At 48.9% G+C, this 17,203-nt stretch carries 16 protein-coding genes; 12 read left to right on the plus strand and 4 right to left on the minus strand.

Translation table 11 applies throughout. The annotated features are described in order from the left end of the window. The first annotated feature begins 41 nt into the window (after positions 1-41). The 9 genes from EKM75_RS00430 to EKM75_RS00470 all read left to right on the plus strand — a co-directional run bounded on the left by EKM75_RS00430 (position 42) and on the right by EKM75_RS00470 (position 7,149). Complete coding sequence (locus EKM75_RS00430) at positions 42-521, plus strand: Rrf2 family transcriptional regulator (RefSeq protein WP_125691087.1); 480 nt, start codon at positions 42-44, stop codon at positions 519-521. A 331-nt stretch (positions 522-852) separates the two neighbouring features. Next, the gene (locus EKM75_RS00435; RefSeq protein WP_125691089.1) at positions 853-1,866 is read left to right on the plus strand and encodes a lipoate--protein ligase; all 1,014 of its coding nucleotides are present in this window, start codon (positions 853-855) and stop codon (positions 1,864-1,866) included. A gap of 134 nt (positions 1,867-2,000) precedes the next feature. After that, positions 2,001-2,417: a hypothetical protein gene (locus EKM75_RS00440; protein WP_125691091.1), complete on the plus strand. Its 417-nt coding sequence runs from the start codon at positions 2,001-2,003 to the stop codon at positions 2,415-2,417. 14 nt (positions 2,418-2,431) lie between these two features. Further along, positions 2,432-2,914, plus strand: coding sequence for a hypothetical protein (locus EKM75_RS00445; protein ID WP_125691093.1), 483 nt, complete (start codon positions 2,432-2,434; stop codon positions 2,912-2,914). A 357-nt stretch (positions 2,915-3,271) separates the two neighbouring features. Beyond that, positions 3,272-3,796 (plus strand): hypothetical protein, encoded by a 525-nt coding sequence (locus EKM75_RS00450; RefSeq protein WP_125691095.1) that lies wholly within the window; start codon positions 3,272-3,274, stop codon positions 3,794-3,796. Positions 3,797-3,832: 36 nt separating this feature from the next. Continuing rightward, positions 3,833-4,972 (plus strand): DUF5776 domain-containing protein, encoded by a 1,140-nt coding sequence (locus EKM75_RS00455; protein WP_125691098.1) that lies wholly within the window; start codon positions 3,833-3,835, stop codon positions 4,970-4,972. 161 nt (positions 4,973-5,133) lie between these two features. After that, positions 5,134-5,724 carry a TMEM175 family protein gene (locus tag EKM75_RS00460; protein WP_125682480.1) on the plus strand — a complete coding sequence of 197 codons (591 nt, stop codon included), beginning with the start codon at positions 5,134-5,136 and terminating at the stop codon, positions 5,722-5,724. A gap of 13 nt (positions 5,725-5,737) precedes the next feature. Further along, on the plus strand, positions 5,738-6,805 hold the full coding sequence (locus tag EKM75_RS00465; protein WP_125691100.1) for a YdcF family protein: 1,068 nt from the start codon (positions 5,738-5,740) through the stop codon (positions 6,803-6,805). Positions 6,806-6,879: 74 nt separating this feature from the next. Then, positions 6,880-7,149 (plus strand): type II toxin-antitoxin system prevent-host-death family antitoxin, encoded by a 270-nt coding sequence (locus tag EKM75_RS00470; protein ID WP_225426614.1) that lies wholly within the window; start codon positions 6,880-6,882, stop codon positions 7,147-7,149. 606 nt (positions 7,150-7,755) lie between these two features. Here EKM75_RS00470 and EKM75_RS00475 read toward each other — a convergent pair. The 3 genes from EKM75_RS00475 to EKM75_RS00485 form a co-directional block, all read right to left on the minus strand. Next, positions 7,756-8,607, minus strand: coding sequence for an SAM-dependent methyltransferase (locus tag EKM75_RS00475; protein ID WP_125691102.1), 852 nt, complete (start codon positions 8,605-8,607; stop codon positions 7,756-7,758). A 171-nt stretch (positions 8,608-8,778) separates the two neighbouring features. Then, on the minus strand, positions 8,779-9,198 hold the full coding sequence (locus EKM75_RS00480) for a helix-turn-helix domain-containing protein (RefSeq protein WP_125691104.1): 420 nt from the start codon (positions 9,196-9,198) through the stop codon (positions 8,779-8,781). Positions 9,199-9,481: 283 nt separating this feature from the next. Further along, positions 9,482-11,290: a M3 family oligoendopeptidase gene (locus tag EKM75_RS00485; RefSeq protein WP_125691106.1), complete on the minus strand. Its 1,809-nt coding sequence runs from the start codon at positions 11,288-11,290 to the stop codon at positions 9,482-9,484. Between the two features lie 124 nt (positions 11,291-11,414). Between EKM75_RS00485 and EKM75_RS00490 the strand changes: the two genes are divergently transcribed. From EKM75_RS00490 to rny, 3 genes are all read left to right on the plus strand, one after another. After that, positions 11,415-12,359 carry an alpha/beta hydrolase gene (locus tag EKM75_RS00490; RefSeq protein ID WP_125691109.1) on the plus strand — a complete coding sequence of 315 codons (945 nt, stop codon included), beginning with the start codon at positions 11,415-11,417 and terminating at the stop codon, positions 12,357-12,359. Positions 12,360-12,956: 597 nt separating this feature from the next. Then, positions 12,957-13,649, plus strand: a complete 693-nt coding sequence (locus EKM75_RS00495) for a YoaK family protein (protein WP_125691111.1) — start codon at positions 12,957-12,959, stop codon at positions 13,647-13,649. A gap of 98 nt (positions 13,650-13,747) precedes the next feature. Continuing rightward, the gene (rny, locus tag EKM75_RS00500; RefSeq protein WP_125691113.1) at positions 13,748-15,355 is read left to right on the plus strand and encodes a ribonuclease Y; all 1,608 of its coding nucleotides are present in this window, start codon (positions 13,748-13,750) and stop codon (positions 15,353-15,355) included. Positions 15,356-15,544: 189 nt separating this feature from the next. Here the strand turns inward: rny and EKM75_RS00505 are convergent, their stop codons facing one another. Further along, positions 15,545-17,122 carry a bifunctional metallophosphatase/5'-nucleotidase gene (locus EKM75_RS00505; RefSeq protein ID WP_125691115.1) on the minus strand — a complete coding sequence of 526 codons (1,578 nt, stop codon included), beginning with the start codon at positions 17,120-17,122 and terminating at the stop codon, positions 15,545-15,547. Positions 17,123-17,203: the final 81 nt, after the last annotated feature.

A 17,203-nucleotide genomic window follows, 5' to 3' on the forward strand; every position in this document is an offset into this window, starting at 1 on the left:
ACAGTAATAAGAACAGATTTTTCGAAAGCGATGGCTGAACGATGAGACTAGACTTTTCCGTTGCCGTTCATAGCTTGCTGTATCTGGATGAGAACCGTCCCCGGAAGATAGCGAGTCGTGAGTTGGCAACCTCCTTACAATTGAATGCGGTCATGATTCGTAACATCCTCTCGGTTCTGCATAAGCAGGGCTACATTGAGGGCTCCGTTGGTAAAAATGGGGGTTACCAATTAATCCGTGATCTTGCCGATATCAACGTGGGTGAGCTGTATGATTTGACGATTCCGCCAACCATTAGCTACGCCCGTTTTATTACGGGGGACTCTAAGGGCACCAAAACGAGTGATCAAACGGATATCTCTGCCAACATTTCTCAAACGTTAACGGACCTGTTTACACTGGCCGACGAGGATTATCGTAAGTTTTACCACCAATTCACGATGACTGACTTGAAGAAGGACCTGCACGCGCATGGTTTTTTCCGACAGTTAATTAAGCAACCAGAGACGCCAACTGACTGAGCTAAACGCTGCCTTTTTGTTAGTAAAGCGTCTATAATTGAACTTGTAGATAAGGGATGGCGGTTACGGCCACCATTAATGATGTTGGAAGCTGCCCGGGGTGAACTTGGACGGCTTTTTAGTTTGCTCAAAACACTGTTATATGGGCAATTACGGCAGATAAGTGACTAATTTTGCCCTACCAGTAACTGGTCCAGATTTTCATGACAAATCAATGATTAACCCCTAAATTGTAATCGTTTGCAAAGCGTGCTATGATTTAAAGTAACCGGGATTACGACAGTTTAAGTCCGCCCCCCGGGTTGGTTAATTTGAAAGGGGTTTTGGGTTTATGTATTGGTATGCCATGGAATCACATGATATTCGTCACAACTTAGCGACTGAACAATATTTGATGAACAACAAAAAGTTTGATGAACCACTGGTCTTGTTCTACTACGAAGGTCCTTGCATCATCGTTGGTCGTAACCAAAACACATTGGAAGAGATCAACCAAAAGTACGTGGAAGAAAACAACATCACAGTTACCCGTCGGTTATCGGGTGGCGGTGCTGTGTACCAAGATCTCGGCAACCTTTGCTTTAGCTTCGTGGTTGATAGCGATAGTGAAGAGTTTGGCGATTTCAAATCCTTTGTGCAACCCGTCGTGGATGCCTTACACGCCATGGGTGCAACGACTGCCGAAGTTTCTGGCCGGAATGACATTTTAGTTGATGGTAAGAAGTTCTCCGGTAACGCCATGTACTCACACAGCGGCAAGACCTTCTCCCATGGGACTTTGATGCTGGACGTGGACCAAGATGTGATTGCTCACGCCTTGAACGTGCCAGAAGATAAGATGAAGTCCAAGGGAATCAAGTCTGTTCGCTCACGGGTGACGAACCTGAAGCCTTACTTAGCACCTGAATATCAAAACTTAACGGTTCCAGAATTCCGGGACACGTTACTCAAGGAACTGTTCCACGTGGACAATCTGGATGACATTGCTGCCAAGAAGGTTGAAATCAAGGACGACGAAAAAGCCGCTATTGATAAGATCTACAACGACTACTACAGCAATTGGGACTGGGTTTACGGGAACTCTCCTGAGTTTACGGTCAAGAAGCGGAAGCACTTTACGGCCGGTACGATTGATGCTCGCCTGTTAGTTGACGGTGGGAAGATCAAGAACATTAAGTTCTACGGCGACTTCTTTGGCCCATCTGATGTAACGGAACTGGCCGATAAGCTTGAAGGCGTTCGGTATGACCGTGAACACGTTGGCGAAGTGCTGAACAGCGTTAACAGCCAACTGTATTTCAATGGGATTGATGTGCAAGATGTCGTTGACCTGCTCGTAGAGTAGGAATCCAGTAGTTTTCGTGGATTAGCTGATTTTCCGCGGGGAATACGTTAGAATAGAAGAGGAAATTGACTAAAACGTGGTCGGTTTGACCACGTTTTTTATTTTAGCGAAATTATTGAGGGGTTTATTTAAAAATGAAAGATCGTAACGTTATTGCTTGGGCGATTGTGTCCCTGATTGGCTTTATCGCCATTAATTTTCTGATGTCCCGTCCCTTCGTTGAAGTTGCTGGCGCACAGATGAACATGAGTGAGTTCTGGCGGTCAACGATTTTGGCGGTCGTCCTGTACGCAGTGCCCATTGTGTTAGCCGCACTAAACTGGCGGCCATCGTTTTACCTCATGGGGCTCGTGATTGCGATGTACACGTTGTCCCTGATTGGGGTGCTCTTGAACATGTGGAGCAACAGTAGTGCTGACATGCTGATTCGGGTGCTGATGTCGGCCTTTGCCGTGGCACTGATGGTGGCCAACGCTTACTGGTTGGTATTAGCGTTACGTTTGCGGAAACGCGACCGGGATTCTAGAGATCGCCGACGCTTCAGTAATTAAAACGAGGTGGAAAGATGAAACGAGAAATTCAAACGTTTATTGATGCTGCGGAAGCCGATGAGGTGGAACACTTCACGGCTGAAACGACACAAGCTAAATTTTTTGCAGATGCGGACAAGTTGATGGCACCATTGGCTGACTTTATTCGCCAACAAATTGGCGCAGATCAGCTGGCACAGGCGGAACTGAAGCTGACTGACACGGACGTTTCAGTTCGACTGGAAATGAGTGTCATCAATTTACCGCTGCAAGACAGTAAGACCATTGGAAAGATCATGGAAACGACGGATGAGGCGGATATCAACGTTTACGCGGTGATTGAGACACCGGACATCAACGTTTCCGGTTTACGAATCGACGCCTTAGCACCCGCCACGACTTACGTGGATCAGGCGAAGGTGGCGGATCAAAGCCTGCATGATTGGTTGGGGTTGCAGATTGAGAAGCTCCAAGCGGCGGCTAGCAACAAGGAAGAAAGTGACGTTAAAAAGAAGTAGCCTTGTGTTTCGAGGACTTGTGTGCTAACATAGTTTCTATGCGATGAGTCGAGAAATCACGCATTCTTTGCTTGCAAGGGATGTCCGCGCAAGCGGCTAGGTGAATTTGTCAGCAGGGCACATATGTCACCGGATTTGTGACGTGTCTGGTTTTGAGGGAATGTGGATTCCGAGATAAACCCATTCGTTTCGACGAATGCTGTGTGAAGAACGTCCAATCAGTCTTTTGACTGGTTGGACGTTTTTTTATGGATTTTTTCAGCAGAATCAAACAGGTGGCCGGAAAAGATGACATTGGGTGAATAAGACGTGTTATATTTAGAATAATGAGAACGCTTCACACAGGAGATGATGGACATGAAATGGGTCAAACGGTTACTTATGTTAGGTGTGGGAGTCATGAGCCTATTTTTAGGATGGAATTTTATCGTCCAACCAGGCGTTATGGCCCAAGCGGCTACACAATCGTATAAGTTCACTTTGCGACCGGTTGATGAGAGCGGAAATACTATTTTTTTAAACGATTCGGGAAGCAGTGATCTTGCGATACCAGTATCGGGAACCTATGACATCGACTCACAGACGACTTATCAAGATATTTTGGATCAGGAAAAGGCTAATGGGTCAGGCAGGGACTATGTTCAACTGTGGAAAAACTATTCTAAGTACACGGTTGATGATGCTGGTCCCAATGGATTGCTCTATGATGGTAGTAACCCGCCTAGCATTGCTGATGAAGATTGGTTTTCTGGTATGTACGACATTTGGAATAATCTGAAGGATGCGCAACCGACTAGATATACTTTGGACGTGCCGAAGTTTGAACAGAACTTGAAGGCTAAAGTTGGTTCAAGTGGCGCCACCGTTGATGTTCCATTCTAGAAACTGACGGCTGGAATGAGCGTGAGCGCCATTGAGGTGACTGATGAAATTACAACACCAGCTTTTCTGATTTCGAAGATCCATGGAATCAAAGGTCAGCAAATTGACCTTACCGAGACTAAGTTTAGCAGTTTACCTGGATATACGTGTATTCCGTCCACGCTGACCTTTGATGGTAGTCCAGATCAGAAAGAAACTTTTTCAGTTGTGCAGGATAGTTTGATAAAGCAAGTCACGATTCACTACGTTAAGTCGGACGGGTCGCAGGCGGCTCCCGACAAGGTTGTTCAGGGTTACGGTAATAAGACAGAGTCAGCGCAGTCGCCAACTGTTGCGGGTTACCAACCGGATAAACCAACTGTTGCAGTCGACTTTACGGGGCTGACGGTTAATGATAGTGATGGTCAAGGGACTAATCCGGCAGTCACGGTGACCTATTCGGCTATTCCGACTACCGGGTCTGAGACCGATACGGACGCAGCTAGTGACAGTTCATCAACACCTGATCAAGCAACACCCACCGCAATTTTCAAAATCTACGGCAAGCAACGGCTCTACCGTTATCAACAGGCAGATTTCAAGCAGAGTGACCGTATTCAGGGTTATGCCAAGAAGGCTAAAGCCTATGCGCCAGTCTTTACGGTGGTTAAAACGGTGAAATCCAGTCAGGGGACGCCGCGTTATGAATTAGCTGACGGGAGCTACATTACCGCTAATCCGGCCTACGTAGGTCGCTTATATTGGCGGAGTAGTACATACAAAACACTCTACGTGACATCACCAAAGGGTATCTACATTCACCCTAGTGCCGCACTAGCCAAGCGGGGGAAGTACCTGAAGCAAGGAACGGCCGTCAGCGTGGTCAAGGCAGTGAAGGTTGGCCAAAAGACGCGGTATGAGCTAAGCGACGGGACTTTTATTACGGGGAACAAGCAGTTTGTTTCACCGACGACCCCTAAAACAGTCGTCAAGGTTAAGGCAAAGACTAAGATTGGCTTGTATCATACCGCTAACTTGCGCCAAAAAATCAAGACCTATAAACGTGGGACGACGATTAAGGTGACAGGTTGGGACTATTCTCATGGCAGTGATACCAGTCGCTCGGGCGTTCAGCGCTTTCGTACGGCTGGCGGGTACATTACCGCTAACCGGCAGTATGTGGCGATTATCAAGTGAGTGATGAGATTGACGTCACACAAAGACTATTGGTTTTTAACTAGAAATCGTCAGGTATCTGGCGATTTTTTTAATCTCCCAAAGTTTTCTAGCCTTCACCAATCACTCCCTACAGTAACTGTGCTATTCTAAAATTAACTTGAAATTTAGGGGACCTGAAGATGAATAAAGGACGCGTGGAGGCCTTCACTGATGCAGTGGTGGCTATCGTTTTAACGATTATGGTTTTGGAGTTTAAGACGCCAGAGGAGCCGACCTTTGCGGCTTTGGCCACAGAGTGGAGCTATTTAGTAGCTTACTTGATTAGTTTCTTATTTATTGGGGTGGCTTGGTACAATCACCATTACATGTTTTCACTGACGAAACGAGTGACCAAGGGTATCTATTGGATGAATAACCTCTGGATCCTAATCATGGCGATGTTACCGGTGTCGACGGCCTGGGCCGGTCGTTTTATTAGTGATGTTCAGCCGGAGCTTTTTTACTTTATTATCTTCACTCTCTGGCAGTGGGCCTACGCGGGCCTTTCTTACGTGGTCATGCGGACCAATCGGGAGCACCATCCAGAAGTGGCCCAGAAGATTCGCCAAATGTCCGTCTATCGGATGAACGTTAACGTTGGCTATTGGCTTGTCTGGGTTATCGTGACGGTGTTAATTTTTCAGTGGCCACCAATTGTCCTCGTCTTTACGGTAGTAGAATTGATCGTGATGGCAATTTCTACACCAAAAGATAGTGACAAATTGTTTTAGGGGAGTTTAAAACATGCAAGATAATTTATTCAATATTCCGGCCGTCGCCTACCTGGGCTGGCTGATTCCGTTATTCTTCGGGGCTGGTTTTGTCATTAGCTACAACATTGAAAAGCGGCGACTGGGCAACGGATTGTGGTTTTCGCTATTTTTCTATTCATTTTTAACGCTATTAGCGATGACGATTTTAGGCACCAGTAATCGGTGGTTGATCGTCATCAGTCTGGTTTTATTCGTCCTGCTACTGTTATTGATTGGGGTGGTGTTTACCCTCCAAGCCTTCCTGCTACTCTGGAATGCGTGGATCGTTTGGAAACGAGAAAGTCATACACTAGCCAATATGTTGACGTTGTTTTTAGGAATCGCCATTTTGGTGGCGCCGTTCGTGGTCCGGGCCACAACCCTGTACCTGCCCGTTCCGGTGGCCACAGCGCTGAACCTATTTCCATCGCTGGTGATTTTTTACGTGCTATTTTGGTTCTATAACTACCTCACGATGCTCTTCATTTATCAGTTCAACCGGCCACGGTATAAGCAGGACTATCTGATTGTCCTGGGAGCTGGTCTGTTAAATGGTGACCAGGTGTCACCGTTATTGGGCCAGCGGATTGACCGGGCCTTGACCTTTTACCGCAAGCAACTAATCAAGACTGGCCGCGCGCCCGTCATCATCTTTTCCGGTGGTCAGGGCGGTGATGAAACGGTGCCAGAGGGTGTTGCCATGCGGCAATATGCTCTGGACCGGGGATTACCCGTTGACCATGCGCTAGCGGAGGATCGGTCGAAAACGACCTACGAGAATATGATTTTCTCGAAAAAAATCATTGATGAACGGGGACCACAGCAGCCGCGCGTGACCTTTGTGACGAATGGGTACCACACATTTCGAGCGGGGATGATTGCCAAGCAAGCGGGTCTCAAGGCCAATGGTATTGGGGCGCACACGGCCAAGTTCTTTTTGCCTAACGCCATTTTGCGGGAGTACATTGCCATCTTTGTGGGCAATAAACGCTGGCACGCCGTAGCGATGGGGCTGATGCTCCTGTTGACGATTGGGCTCACGGTTGCTGAATATTATTAGGCGATTTATGATGCAAACTAATCGCTTATTTGCAGCAATGTAGGTATAGTGAGGCGTGAAGGGAGTGAATTTCAATGATGGAAAAAGACCCCGAAAACTTTGAACAGAACATTAAGCCCATTTCAGAACTTCGTTCGTATAACAAGTTGCTGGAAGAGGTTAGCCCACAGAACCCGGTTATTTTGACGAAGAACGGGTATGGTAAGTACGCTTTGATGGATATCTCGGATTTTAAAAAATTTCAAGAGTCTATTTTTGCTGCAAAAATGATGAAAGTTGCTGATGAGGCCCGAAGGGGAAAAAAGTATTCTTGGGACGACGTCAAAAAAGAGTTGGAGAGCTAATGATGTACCAACTGGCGTTATATGCAGAAGCTAGGAATGATTTGTTGCGCTTAAAGGAGTACTTAATCACTACTTTCGACAAAACTGTGCAAGAAAAAACCCTAACCAGTATTGCTGGGAAGACCAATTGGCCCATTTTCCTAACTTAGGGTTGCCGGTTAGCTCGTTGGTTGATGAGGATATTTATTTGGCAGGATTCTTTGTATTCCAAACGGCCAGAAATACAATTTTGTATGAAATTGATGAGCTAGCTAATCAGGTCATTATCTTAAGAATTTTTGGTAATCGGCAGGATGTTGCGCATAAGGTCCAGTATTATTTAATGAATCAAAAGAGAGGGTAGAAAAAACACCGATCAGTCCAAATGGACGGGTCGGTGTTTTAGATTATTCATCGCGATGTGCTTGGTAACTAGCAAACGCTGCGTAGCCAAGTGCGGCTATCAGTAAGGTCCCCAAGCCGTAAAATAAAATATTCCCCAACGCTAACATGCTGTGAATCCTCCCTGTATTAATTAACCAGTAATATCATATCAGACGGTTAATACAAGGTAAATAGGTCACTGTCAGTTTGGTAAAATGTCATATTTATTGCTGAACTGTTCAGTTACTTGACCAAGTAAACGTGGTCTTGAACCAGATCAATTTGCGTGTAGTGGCGGTTTAAATCACGGGTGTCCTTGTTTTCCAACAGGTCAGCGTGGTTCCAGAAGTCCTCTGATCCCGTGGCACCATGGGGTTCCCCAATGACAACGAAGTCCACGTCTTTGCTAGACTGGCGAATAGCTTGGAGCAGTTCCCAATCTAATGGCAGGCCATCTGGTGACCAGGACATGACGACAACGCCAACCTGGTCTTGGTACTTGTTCCAAGCATCCACAGCGCTCAATGGTTCGATTGGTGTTAATGGGTGGCGGCCGGTTTCATTTTCTGCCGTCCATGCCTGACTATCCGTTGCGTAGACTGTCTTGTGGGCGTCACGCAAGCCTTTGGAAATGTAGCCGTTGCCCGCCATCACTTCTAGTACGGATCGGTCACCAACGAACTTGGCGAGGTCGCCGACAAATGGCGCTGGCGTGTAAGCCCACATGCCATAGTGATTTTCCAGGTAGTCTCTGAAGGACCGCAAGTCGTGGTCTAGGTTTGGCAGGGCGTCACTCAGCTCGTTCCAAAGCTTATCGCCCGTAGCGTCACCGGCCGGGTAGGTCTCGTTGAGTTTTTGGTAGATTTGATCTTGGCTGTCGTCTGGGAGTTGCAGGAGCGGTACCTGTTGCGGCAAGTCGCCGGCTGCCAGCATTCGGTCGGCTAAGAGGACGTTACTAATTAAAATCTTGATGGCCGGGTAATCGTTAAATTGGTGGTAGTAGGCCGTCATTCGCTCAATGTAGCTAGTTTTACGTTCACTGAGGGGGGCGTGCCGGATTTTTTTCTTTAATTTTTGCAGTTTCTTGGGATTCAAAGTAAGGGTCCTTTCTGGATAAGAATTGGTAAGGAATGATTAAGTTCAGTTTTTGAGGGTGACAAATTGCGGCTGGATTTCGTTAGTGTTTATAGACGGTCAATTATAATCAACGTAGAACGCGAAAAAAGTCGGCCGATTAGCATTGATTGCCGACCTGCCGACTCCTAATTAATGATCGTCTAAATGAAGATCCAGTTCTTCTTGCTGGTTTGTTTCTTGATTGGTAGCCCGGTTTTCCCGTCCGTGGAGATAACCGTCGATCAACTGGTAAATTTCATAACGGTCTTGGCCGCTTAGCAGCTCACGGTTGAAGCTGAGTTGTTTGCCAGAGAGGAAGAGTCGACCCAAGTCGTACTCATCACGTTCTGCTTTACCTGTCAGGTAATCCATGGTCACATCAAAGTATTCGGCGAGCTTCCGGACTTCGATAAATGAAGGCGTCCGAATGCCCCGTTCCCAGTTACCAATCTGTGAGGCCGTGTTGGCGTGATCGTCCGGCCCGGCCGTTTGCGCGTTTAAGGCCGCTGCCAGTTGTTCCAATGTAATATGTTGGCCGCGTCGCAAGGCCCGAAGTCGTTCTGAAAACATCCAACTCACCCGTTTCTTTCATTTGTTTTTGTAGTGTTCGTCCTGGTGGGCAGATGCGCCGCCCATGGGACCGTAAGTCCCAGTAAAACGCTGGGTCTAACGGGTACCCTTCACGGGCTCAGCATCTGCCCACTAGGACTAGGTTGCGTGTTAATTTTACAATCGAGACAATCATGTTTGTAAACGTTAACACAGTGATTCTCGCCGTATTAGAGCGATACTGAAGTAGTCATGTTACTAAGATTATTATACCACTCTGTGTGGTTTTTAACGGAAAGTTGGACTATTTCACGAGTGAATCAGTTAGGCGCATAAATTCAGCGACGTCGCGTTTGATCAACTTGACACCGGCTAGCCAGAAGTCTGGTTGAGTCAGGTCAACCCCCAGGTGCTTTTGGGCGAGTTGTTCCGTCGACATGTTGGCCGTATCCCGGAGTAAAGCGATGTAGTCATTTTCAAAATTACCGGCCTGTTGTGCCTTGGCGTAAATACCGAGGCTGAAGAGGTATCCAAAGACGTATGGGAAGTTATAGAAGGCTGGTTCGTCGATGTAGAAATGTAACTTGCTGGCCCACAAATGAGGTGAGTAGGTCGATAAGTTGTGACCAAACGCTTCTTTTTGCGCGTTAAGCATTAGTTCGTTTAGTTCGGCTGGGGTGACCAGTTTTTGCTGCCGCAATTGATAAAAACGAGTTTCAAAGAGGTACCGGGCCCGAATGTTGAGGAACATGGCGAGCGGATTATCCATCTTGGCGTTGAGTAATGTGATTTTTTCTGCGTCGGTCTTAGCTGCGCGAACGTTGGCGTCTGCCACGATGAGCTCGCCAAAAGTCGAGGCCGTTTCTGCCACGTTCATGGCATACTCTTGCCGCAACAGAGGCAGGTCAGCCATGACACTGGAATGAAAGGCGTGACCGAGTTCGTGTGCCAGCGTTGAGACGTCGTTAGGCGAACCCGTAAACGTCATAAAAATACGGGATTCATGCGTTTCCGGTGCACTTTCCATCCAACCACCAGGTGCTTTCCCCGCGCGGTCTTCGGCTTCGATCCAGCGATTTTCAAATGCCCGTTGGGCGAGGGCGGCCATCTTAGGCGAGAACTCGCCGTAGTGTTTGATAATGAATTCGGCGGCCTCATCGTAAGTAAAGTGGTGTAGTTGACCACCTGGTAAATTCAGCGGTGCCTCAACGTCTTGCCAACCGGCGTGTTTCTTGCCTAGCAACGCGGCTTTACGATCCAGGTAGTCGAGCAAGAACTGCTTATTTTCATCAACGACTTGCCAAATCGTATTGAGGGTCTTGGCACTTAGCCGGTTTTGCTTAAGGGGTTCCTGGAGAAAATCAGTCACGCCGTGGGCCCCGTATTCGGTCAGTCGGAAACCTGCCAGATGGTTCAGCGTATCGGCGAAGAGTTGTTCCTTGTCCGTCCAGGCTTGTTCCCAGGCAGGTAACAGCTCGGCGCGATACTGGGGGTCAGCGTTTCCCAGTAGGTTGTTGTCGGCTTGTCCGGCTGAGAGGGTCACGGGCTGACCGTCGGCGTCGTGGAAGGGAACGCTAATGGTGGCCACTAAAGAATCATAGTGACTACTCCAGGCGGCCTTACCGTCGAGATTTAGTCGGTTGATCAAAGCTTCTGTCTTGTCGTCCAGCAGTTCCTTACCTTCGTTACGCATTTCCTGCAGATTAAAGGCAATTGGTTTGAGGTCAAAGTCGACCAGCATGGCGTTGAAGTTAGCGTCGGGTACTTGGACCAGCACTTTCTTTAATTTGCCACTGACGTTTTGAAGCTGGGTATCCAAATCTTGTAGGTCGGCTTCAACGGGGGCCACGTCGGGATTGTGAATATCCGCAGAACCGACGGCCATCACAAAGATACCAGCTTGGTCGAGGCCAGCGTCGATGGCTTGGAGTTGCGTGATTAATTTTTTGAATTGAGGATAGTTGGGGGCGTCACTGGCAGCGTCCCACCGATCGAGGAGGTCACCCAGAGCCGCGGTGGCGGTTTTGATTTGTGTTAATTTTGCTTTGAGCTGATCGGAGTTGATTCCGCCAGCGAATAGGGAGTCGAGATCCCATTTCATAGAGTATTTCATCGACAATACCTCCTAGGGTTAATTGTTGTGACTATTATAGCAAACATCGTCAGGATTGCGCTGATAAGAAGAACTCCGTATACTTACGACAGAGAGAATTTAGAGAAACCGAGGAGAAGAAAAAATGAGTAAACGTTTAAAGCGCTGGCTAATTGGTTTGGGGATTATTTTGGTATTAGTCGTGGGCGGTCTGGTGGGGGCCAGTCTGTATTTCTACAACATGACCGTTGCCAGTGGTAAAAAAAGTTTTGTGGCGACAGATACCAGATTGAAAAAGAGTGACCCATTGTACGCCGAAAAGAATTGGTATCGCAACGTTAAGAAACAACGCTGGACGGAACAGGCCGCCGGCGCTAATTTAAAATTGGTTGCCGACTACATTCCAGCGGAGCAGACCACCAAAAAGACCGTTGTCCTGGTGCACGGTTTTGGTTCCAACAAGGAAGCCATGGGTGGTTACGTGGCCATGTTCCACAAGCTGGGCTACAACACGCTGATTCCAGACACGCGTGGTCAGGGGCAGAGCCAAGGCAAGGTCATTAGCTACGGATATTACGAAAGTAAGGATTATTTGAAGTGGGTCAATCAGGTAATCGCCAAGCAGGGACAACAGTCCCAAGTGGTGTTGTTCGGGGTGTCCATGGGGGGTGCCACGACCATGATGACCAGTGGACTCAAGACGCCAAGCCAACTAAAGGCGTACGTTGAGGATTGCGGGTACACCGATGCGCAGGAAGAAATCACGTACCAGGCCAAGCAAATGTATAACATTCCATACTGGCCGTTGGTACCGATGACCAGTACCGTTGCCCGGATCAAGGCTGGCTTCCATTTCAAGGACGCTAACGCGGTGGCGGCCGTTAAGAAGAACCACAAGCCAATGCTATTCATCCACGGGGGGGCGGATAAGTTCGTCCCAACGCGGATGGTGCACCAGGTTTACCGGGCAGATGCCGGTCCTAAGCAACTATTGATTGTTCCTGGGGCGAAGCATGCGGCTGCTCTGTCACATAGTCCCGCTATTTACGAACGTACAGTTAAAGCTTTCTTAGCGAAGTATATTCAGTAGGTTTAATTGCTAAATTGCCACCTCCAGTTGCCAGGGCTGGCGGTAGCCGTGGGGACCGCTTCCGGTCTGTGGGGCGGTCCTCCAGCTCGACTTGAAGCCTCGAAAATTCGCCGAGTTTTCAAGCTCGTCCCGAGGTTACGCCACTTTCACCGCTACCACCTGCCCTGACAACCTCCGGTTACATCGGCGGTGAAGCTATAATTCGCTGTGAATTGCTAGTAATCAGGTAAACTGAATTGAGATTGAATACTGCTTAAGTAAGTTGCCGGAAATATAATCGGCGATTGGCATTGATTCGGCTAGGATTCAGCGTTTGCAGTCGTAATGATACTTCGGCGGAAATGAACGTTATTAGTCTGCGCCAAGTAGTGGATTTACGATTACCACTAGATGGTGATGGCCAATCTTAGCCGTGAGGTCACAGGAGCTGGGCTCAGGCGCCTCGTTCTGCTTAGTCGTTTACGGCTTAGCAGAAGACCAAGCTTCAAGACTTATGATTTTCAAGGCTTGAAGTTGTGTCGGCACCGTTCCAGCCCAGCTCCTGTGACCGGTAAGGCGGCAATTACGAAATCACATTAAACCAGAAGGAGTGAGTTGATGGCTGACGAACCATCGCATCAATTTAGACCGATGACCGAGACCATCCTGACGTTAGGGGCCACCCTAGTGATGGGGATGGTTGATGCCGATACGTTCCTGAACCACGGGTCCGTCTTTGTCAGCGCCCAAACTGGTAACCTCATTGTCTTCATGGTGAAACTGGTGACGCACGGGTGGTCTGTGGCTTGGGTCAACGTACCTGTCTGGATCGGTTATTTTCTGGGCTGTTTCGGTGCCCAGGCGTTAAGCGAACACTTCAATCGTGGGAATAATCGTCGGCAAATGCGGTGGTTGATGCTGTTGAACGTGGTGGCGTACCTGGTCTTGTCCAGCCTGCAAACCGTGATTCCAGGAATGTGGCTAATTTTTCTGCTGGGTATTTTGGCTGGTTACGAACTCACCATCTTTCGTCAGGTGGGGGGGATTGCCCTAAATAATGGTGTTATGACGGGGAATACCAAGAGTCTCGCCATCAGTAGTTATCAGGCGTGGATCGGCGGCGATAAAGCCGCCCGTCATCGCCAAATGCAAGTCGTGCTGGTCCTAGGAATTTTCTTGCTGGGCTGTGGGGTCGGCGCCTGGTTGGCCAATCAGTTTACCCTGGGTGTGTTGTGGGTAGCGACGCTAATTAAGGCCTTTCTGTTGCTTTGGCTATTCTTACCAGTTGCTCAGCAGCGGCCGACCATTTGAATAGTTGGGTTGCGGGGCCAAATAGCGTATAATTAACAAGAATAGGATGAAACTAGCCCGAGAAACAGTCGGGATTGAAAACTAAGGAGCACAGCATATTGTTAATCACAGGAGTAATTATCGGTCTCTTGCTGATTGGGCTGGTGCTCGGCTACTTGGTGCGTCAGCATAAGCACCGGCAGGAACTTCTGGCGGTACAGGCGCAAGCGCGGACAATTATTGCCCAAGCAACCAAAGAGGCCCAGCAGCGTGTGGAGAAGATTCGCACAGATAGTCGCCGGGAAACCTTGGCCTATCAGCAATCAGTTAAAGATGAATTGACCGAACAACAGAGTGACATTGCGGTGCGTGAACAACGCCGCAAGCAACGGGAACAATTGATGAGTCAGGTCACAATCCGCTTAGACGATCAGACAGCTATGCTGGATGAACGGTCACAGGCGAATCGTGAACAGCGTCAAGGGATTCACGTCTTACGTGATCAAGCGGAAGAACTGAGCACGAAACGGGACGAAACGTTGGCCGAACGGGCTGGTATGGATGCCCAACAGGCTCAGAACACGGTAGTGCAGAGTGCTGAGTTTGCTTTGAAACGGGACCGCGACATTGAGGTAAAGGCCTTAAACGATAACGCCGTGGCTAACGCTGAAAAGTGGGCCAAGGACGTCGTTTTGTCGGCGACCGAGAGCGGGCCGCAAGACTTGCCTAAGGAACACTTGGAACACACGGTCACCGTACCTAATGGTGAAATTCGCAGTAAAATCATTGGTCGTGAGGGGCAACATATTCGATTGCTCGAGACCTTGACCGGGACGGATTTAATTTTTGTGCCGGATGATAACTCGACCCTGTTTATCAGTACCCATGACCCTATTCGCCGAGAAGTGGCGCGGGTCGCTTTGACGAACTTGGTTGCCAGCCGGCGAATTTCAGCCAATCAGATTGAAACGCAGGTAGAAAATGCCCAGCGTGATGTGAACCACAGCTTGTGGGAAACGGGTGAACAAACCGTGAGCCTGTTGCACGTTGGTTGGATGCACCCCGATTTGATGAAACTGATTGGGCGGCTCAAGTACCGGACCAGTTATGGTCAAAATGTGCTTTTGCATTCGATCGAAGTGGCCCAGTTAACGGGGGCCATGGCCGCACGACTAGGGTATAACACCCGACTTGCGCGGCGGGCCGGCTTACTCCATGACTTGGGGAAGGCTATCGACCACGAAGTTGAGGGCACCCACGTGGAAATTGGGACGGAATTTGCCCAGAAATATGGTGAAGATGCCGTGGTGATCAATGCCATTGCAGCGCACCATGGGGACATTGAAAAGACGTCGCCGATTTCTGATTTGGTGGCCGCAGCAGATGCGATTTCGGGTGCTCGTCCGGGTGCGCGGAGTGAATCCGTTGAAGACTACATCAACCGGTTACGGGCGCTTGAACAGATTGCCAATGAGCAAAAGGGTGTCTCGGAAAGTTACGCCATTCAAGCGGGTCGTGAACTGCGGATCATTGTTAAGCCGCAAGAGTTGGATGACACGGCGGCAGCTAACCTAACCAAGGAAGTGGCCCAACAGGTCGAAGAAAAGTTGACATATCCTGGTAAGATCAAGGTCACCACGATTCGGACGGCGACGGCGGTTGAGTACGTTGGCGATGAAAAGAAGAAAAAGAAGAAGAAAAAGAAAAAGGCCGCTAACGCGAGTTAAGTCGTGTTAATTGCCTGGTAAGATTCGTTTCAGCTAGTTAAATTTAGAGATCGTAAGGGTTTGGGACAGAAGTCTCAAACCCTTTTTGTGTGCCGACCGCCTTATGTCGCACGCGCTTCTTTACAAAAAAAGTGATGAACAGCCAGGAACGGTTGCTCATCACAGATGAAATTTATGTAGCGAATAATATTATGCGTGAGGATCGTTGACCACACTGAAGTTGTGGTTGGCGGTGGCATCGATGACGGGATGTTCTTGCAGGTAGTCGGCGATGATTTCGCTCATGGCTCCTTGACTCTCAGCGATGATTTTATCGGCACTAAACATGCCGTAGTGGCCGCCGCCAACTGCTCGGTATTGGTTCAAGACAATGTGGAGTGGTTGATCAGGGGTCACGGGCTTCCCGTGATAGGTCAGATGCTCAACTCGTTCGCCGAATGGCTTGGCGACGTTCAGCCGGTAATCGATGCCTTCATACATATCGTAGTTGTATTGGCGCTTCTTAGGGTGAACGAAGGCGGGATTGACAGCAATCTGGCCATTCTTAACGGCGAAGTAGCGGGCACTGACTTCCAAGGCATCCTTCAGGTCGGCTCCGGTAATTTTCAAAAGGGAGAGGCCATTGGGATAAACGTAGTTAGTCATGATGTTCCGCATGGTGATGGGATTTTCGAAGCCACGAGCTTCATTGCTGAACAGCGCGGTCGCGGAAATGTCAGCCCCCATCGTGGCCATTTGAACTTTTTGAATGAATTCGATGTATGGCGTCTCGTTGACTCGGGCATCGAAGGGATCGGTGAAGGTCATATCGCCCTGAATGTGGCCCAGCGGTTGATCGAGCCAGTGTGTGACCTGATTGTTGAGGTCGTGGGCTGCGGTCAAGACGTGTTCGTCTAAGGGGGCGTCCTTCGTGAGGACGAGGTCCGTTTGGTGACTGGTCACTGAGAACTGACCATCTTCGTTGCGGTCGAGGTCCAACGTGATTTTACCAATAGCCTGTCCTCGGAAGCCGGGTTGGGTCGTGGGAATATCAAAGACGTCGGTAGCCAACTGCCGATGTTGGTGACCAGTGACTAACGCATCGATGCCGGGAATGGCTTCTAAGATGTGGTAGGCTTCGTTTTCACCTACGTGAATGTCATTGGGCTCACCAGTCGTTAAATCGCGTTCAAAGCCCCCGTGATAGCAGACAATGACCACGTCGGCTTGTTCTCGGATGATGGGGACGTATTTCTTAGCGGCGATGAAGGCCGACTCAAATTGAAGACCATCAATGTTGGTGGCCTTTTCCCATTTATAGACGGCTTGCGTCGTGAGGCCGAGGACGCCGATCTTAACGCCATCTTTTTCGATGATTTTGTAGGGCTGCCCGTATTCAGGCTCCCCATTGGCATCTAAGATGTTGGCACAAAGAATTGTGCGCTTGGCATCTCGAATAGCGGTCTGTAAGTATTTTTGGCCGTAATTAAACTCATGATTGCCTAAGATTCCGCAGTCATAGTCGATTTGATTGTAAATATTCATTAGGGGTTGTGGGTCCCGTTCGGGTTCTACCCGGGCAACGTAATAGGCCAGGGGAGATCCCTCTAGAAAATCGCCGTTCTCAATGGTCACCACCGGGCCTTCTGACTTGGCGGCGGCTTGCTCGCGGGCGATGACCGTGGCCGCACGGGCCAGGCCGAATCCCTGATTGCTTCCCTTTTTTACATAGTTCGTGGGGAAGACGTACCCGTGGGTATCACTTGTCGATAAAATTGTCAGCTTCATTGATGTCACCCTCCAATTCGGTCGCTAGCTGGCCATGAAACCATAGCCGGCTGCTGGCGGACCGTTCGCGAAAAGACGCCA

Source organism: Levilactobacillus tongjiangensis, assembly GCF_003946345.1.
Lineage (GTDB): Bacteria > Bacillota > Bacilli > Lactobacillales > Lactobacillaceae > Levilactobacillus > Levilactobacillus tongjiangensis.

Excerpts from the sequence above, each read along its gene's own strand:
- EKM75_RS00440 (WP_125691091.1), top strand. The coding sequence starts at position 2,001 with ATGAAAGATCGTAACGTTATTGCTTGGGCGATTGTGTCCCTGATTGGC.
- EKM75_RS00435 (WP_125691089.1), top strand. The coding sequence starts at position 853 with ATGTATTGGTATGCCATGGAATCACATGATATTCGTCACAACTTAGCG.
- EKM75_RS00490 (WP_125691109.1), top strand. The coding sequence starts at position 11,415 with ATGAGTAAACGTTTAAAGCGCTGGCTAATTGGTTTGGGGATTATTTTG.
- EKM75_RS00485 (WP_125691106.1), bottom strand. The coding sequence starts at position 11,290 with ATGAAATACTCTATGAAATGGGATCTCGACTCCCTATTCGCTGGCGGA.
- EKM75_RS00480 (WP_125691104.1), bottom strand. The coding sequence starts at position 9,198 with ATGTTTTCAGAACGACTTCGGGCCTTGCGACGCGGCCAACATATTACA.
- EKM75_RS00430 (WP_125691087.1), top strand. The coding sequence starts at position 42 with ATGAGACTAGACTTTTCCGTTGCCGTTCATAGCTTGCTGTATCTGGAT.
- EKM75_RS00445 (WP_125691093.1), top strand. The coding sequence starts at position 2,432 with ATGAAACGAGAAATTCAAACGTTTATTGATGCTGCGGAAGCCGATGAG.
- EKM75_RS00505 (WP_125691115.1), bottom strand. The coding sequence starts at position 17,122 with ATGAAGCTGACAATTTTATCGACAAGTGATACCCACGGGTACGTCTTC.
- EKM75_RS00460 (WP_125682480.1), top strand. The coding sequence starts at position 5,134 with ATGAATAAAGGACGCGTGGAGGCCTTCACTGATGCAGTGGTGGCTATC.
- EKM75_RS00465 (WP_125691100.1), top strand. The coding sequence starts at position 5,738 with ATGCAAGATAATTTATTCAATATTCCGGCCGTCGCCTACCTGGGCTGG.
- EKM75_RS00470 (WP_225426614.1), top strand. The coding sequence starts at position 6,880 with ATGATGGAAAAAGACCCCGAAAACTTTGAACAGAACATTAAGCCCATT.
- EKM75_RS00450 (WP_125691095.1), top strand. The coding sequence starts at position 3,272 with ATGAAATGGGTCAAACGGTTACTTATGTTAGGTGTGGGAGTCATGAGC.
- EKM75_RS00495 (WP_125691111.1), top strand. The coding sequence starts at position 12,957 with ATGGCTGACGAACCATCGCATCAATTTAGACCGATGACCGAGACCATC.